This is a genomic window from Undibacterium sp. Ji83W (genome assembly GCF_049340385.1).
Classification (GTDB): Bacteria; Pseudomonadota; Gammaproteobacteria; order Burkholderiales; family Burkholderiaceae_D; genus Undibacterium.
In genome coordinates, this window is sequence record NZ_JBMPOZ010000051.1 from 1 (window position 1) to 3,380 (window position 3,380).

Annotated in this window: 5 protein-coding genes; all 5 read right to left on the bottom strand. The window is 43.4% G+C overall.

Going from position 1 to position 3,380, the window contains the following annotated elements; all coding sequences use genetic code 11:
* Positions 1–556, bottom strand: a 556-nt coding sequence (locus ACO0LD_RS31610; protein WP_423013485.1) for a cysteine peptidase family C39 domain-containing protein, incomplete at its 3' end; no start/stop codon positions are given.
* Positions 557–630: 74 nt separating this feature from the next.
* A complete protein-coding gene (locus ACO0LD_RS31615; protein ID WP_423013487.1) occupies positions 631–912 on the bottom strand; it encodes a hypothetical protein in 282 nt (93 codons plus the stop codon).
* Positions 913–1,061: 149 nt separating this feature from the next.
* Positions 1,062–1,445 (bottom strand): hypothetical protein, encoded by a 384-nt coding sequence (locus ACO0LD_RS31620; protein ID WP_423013489.1) that lies wholly within the window; start codon positions 1,443–1,445, stop codon positions 1,062–1,064.
* Positions 1,446–1,508: 63 nt separating this feature from the next.
* Entirely contained in the window at positions 1,509–1,868 is a 360-nt protein-coding gene (locus ACO0LD_RS31625) for a hypothetical protein (RefSeq protein ID WP_423013491.1), read from the bottom strand.
* Positions 1,869–2,073: 205 nt separating this feature from the next.
* Positions 2,074–2,745, bottom strand: coding sequence for a hypothetical protein (locus ACO0LD_RS31630; RefSeq protein ID WP_423013492.1), 672 nt, complete (start codon positions 2,743–2,745; stop codon positions 2,074–2,076).
* Positions 2,746–3,380: the final 635 nt, after the last annotated feature.

A 3,380-nucleotide genomic window follows, 5' to 3' on the forward strand; every position in this document is an offset into this window, starting at 1 on the left:
TGACGAACTGGTTGAAAAGGGGTGAGCATATGGCGAAAATTTCTAACGCCAGAGCAAGGGCAATGACTTTGACGATGGCCGGACGCAGGCCAACGATATGACCGGTCAGGTCGCGCAGGGCGACTTGCTTCTTTTCTTCCTTGGGCTTGAATGAGGGGCTGGGTGCCAGTTCCAGTGCCACACCGGTAAAGTGACTGGATGCTTCCTCAATCGCAACGCGCCTTTCTCCTACTGCAGGATCAAGCAAGATCAAAGTGACTTTGCCACGCCAGTCCTTGCGTACGGCTTTGAGCACGACGAAGTGATTCAGGTTCCAGTGCAGGATGCAGGGTAAGGCCAGTTGATCGAGCTCATCGAGTTCCAGACGCAGTGGGCGGCTGTTCAATTGCATGGCAGACGCATGGCGCATCAGTTGCGCCAGCGTTGCACCCTTGAGACTGATGGAGAATTGGCGGCGCAGATCTGCAAGATCAGTGTGGTAGCCGAAATGGCTGGCGACCATAGCGAGACAGGCAAGGCCGCATTCGCTGGATTCGGTTTGGAGGAGGGGTTTCATTAAATTTACGGTTTATTCGCCGATAGAAATACCTAAATCTTGCGGACGAGTATTCTTCATAGGTTTATATGCGATCAGGAATGGGCGTTCATCTCCTGCGCAAAAAGTCCGAAAGCATTTCCCTGATTTGTAGATATACCCTCACGAAAAATGTATAAACCACCTTGGGCATTTTTTGCATCAAACATCTTATCTAGTATTTCAAGAGGGAATTCCCCATCACTAGCCGCGATAATTCTTTTATTAATTTTTTCGGTAAACCGATAGTTTATTTCGCCACTTCTTGATGCTCTTGCGACATGCAAAAAATATGTGTACGCACTCATTAGTGGATGGTAATAAAGTTCTTTTAGCACTCAACAGAGCAATGTTTGCACAAGCGGAAGCGCCTTGCCCAAAAAAACACTTGTAATTTTTTGGACTCAAATTCAGCAGCAATAGCATTGGTATGCATGCCTGCCATTTTGGGAGCGGCACTAGAGGATCTAAATTCAAGTTTACTTAGTCAATGTAAATTACTTGATCCATCTTCTAAATTGACAGGTCCAAAGACTTTAGTCGATGCATTAGCAAAACCTTCAAATACTACTAAATACAAACATGTTCCGTTTTTACTTTGAGTTTCAAAGCACATTGATGAATAAAGTTGAAAATACGGTGCCCCATTCAAGGGAGGAGTTTGCCCAAAAGGGAAATAAACATTTGAAGATCTCAATACGATCTCAGCTTTTTCATCGGAAATCAGTTGAAATGGTATTTGAGATGATTTCATCCCCTTTATTTGGGGATATTTCTTTTCGAATTTCTCAACAATTCCGTTATTTTGCGCTAATGAATTAAATGCAAAAAGTGATGCCACAATAACAGTGAAGGTCTTAATTTTTTTCATTTAATTCTTTCTATTCAAAGGGAAGAAAATAAACTTCCTTCCCCTTATTGGAGATACTAACTATTATTTAAATGGAACAATATCCGGAATTGGTGAGTTATCAATTGGTGGAACCGTGATAGTCATTGGGACTACCGACGTTACACCGTCAATAGTTACCGCCCCAAGTCCCTCGCAAAGTACCGTTACTTTCACACTAAAATCACCGACTGTCAGCGTACATGAAGCAGTATCATTATTACAGGAAAATGATGAATAAGTTCCATTGATCATTCCGGATATGCCTGAATCTCCGTTACTATTAATCTCGCCTAAATTACCACTGTCTGTAGTCTCCCCCCAGCTATTCTCCCGCTCACCTCTTGTTGCGGCTGCGTCGCCACCAGCCACAGCCAACAACTCTTCATTTGAAATAATACGCATTTTGTGTTAATCCTATACATGGTTAAGTGAACCATACCTCATGGCATGGCTTTACTGCTCCGTTCATGGTCTTGACCACCTTGAACGGTATTTCGGGCTGGGTCTGTCGGGTTTTCCTGACAGACTCAGCATCGAATTCTGAAGTTCTTGCTGTTCACTCAAAAACAATCTACAAAGTTCTCCGCACCGGGTATCACCGAATAAATTAGCGAACATCATCTCCAAATTGAATACCAAGTTGATCTAACGTGTAATGGTCAATAGGCTCAAATTTTTCGCTTGTATTGCCAGACCAAAAAAATGCATTTGGCACGTTAGGTTTTGTTTTTCTTATGATATATATTCCACCGCCTTTAGCCTTTGCCTTAAACATCGTCTGTAAGAATTCTAGTGATATTTTCCCACCACTTCGCTCAGACACCATGTTATTCAAGGAGTTGGTATATTCAGGCCAAACTTCTCCGCTTTCATTGTCTCTTGCGGGATGCAAAAAAAGTGTAGTGCCAGTCACTTTGTCCACGTTCCTACTTGGCAGCAAAGTACGCTCGAACCCCATTAAAAAAATAACTGCGCAAGAAGAAAAGCATTCCCCTCTCGCGAAAGTATTTAATTTGAGTCGATTAATTGCGTTAATAAATCCAGAGACGACCAATCCTGCGTCTGAATGACTGCCAGGAGAGTCCACAAATTCTAATTCACTGATATTGGGGTAATCCTTTAAGGCGAGCTTAAACTCCTCTAAAGCCTTCAGAGTTAACGGACCTTCGCTGATATAGCGATTATTCTGCACCCGACTCCCTCCAAACGCGTCACCGATTGTTGAGAGCGCAAGCAGGAATGTCAAAAACTTCAATTTAAGAGCGGTCTCAAAGCTCATAATTCCCCCAATAAATAAATTTATGCCAGTTCTAAAATTATGGAACTTGATCAATCTACAGCTCAATCAAGTTCCATAATGTTTTTAATATGTCAATGCACGAATGTAATCCGCGTATGCCTTCTCATAGCAGTCGGTATTCCCTTTGTCGCAATTTTGCATATCCTTTTCCAAATTTCCTCTCGGGGCTGCAGAATTTTCTCTCGTTTTGGCATCAGCTTCTGTTTCACCCCAAGAGTTCGTTTCGGGAGGGCGAGTTGCTGCAGCATCCCAGTTAGCTAAAGGATCTCTCCAAGGCTATGGAAATTCATCATCCAATATGCCGCCGAACCCACCACCAGCAACAGCCAACAATTCTTCCTTTGTAATCACACGCATTTTATGTTACTCCTATACATGGTTAAGTGAACCATACCTCATGGCATGGCTTTACTGCTCCGTTCAGGGTCTTGACCACCTTGAACGGTTTTTTCGGGCTGAGTCTGTTGGGTTTTCCTGACAGGCTCAACATCGAATTCTGAAATTCTTTGTTTCTGCTTCTAGGCACGCTGGCTCATTGCCAGCACTGGCTCCAGTACCCATTCCCAAATTTTCCTACTGTCTTGCAACACATCCGCCTCCAGTGTCATGCCTGG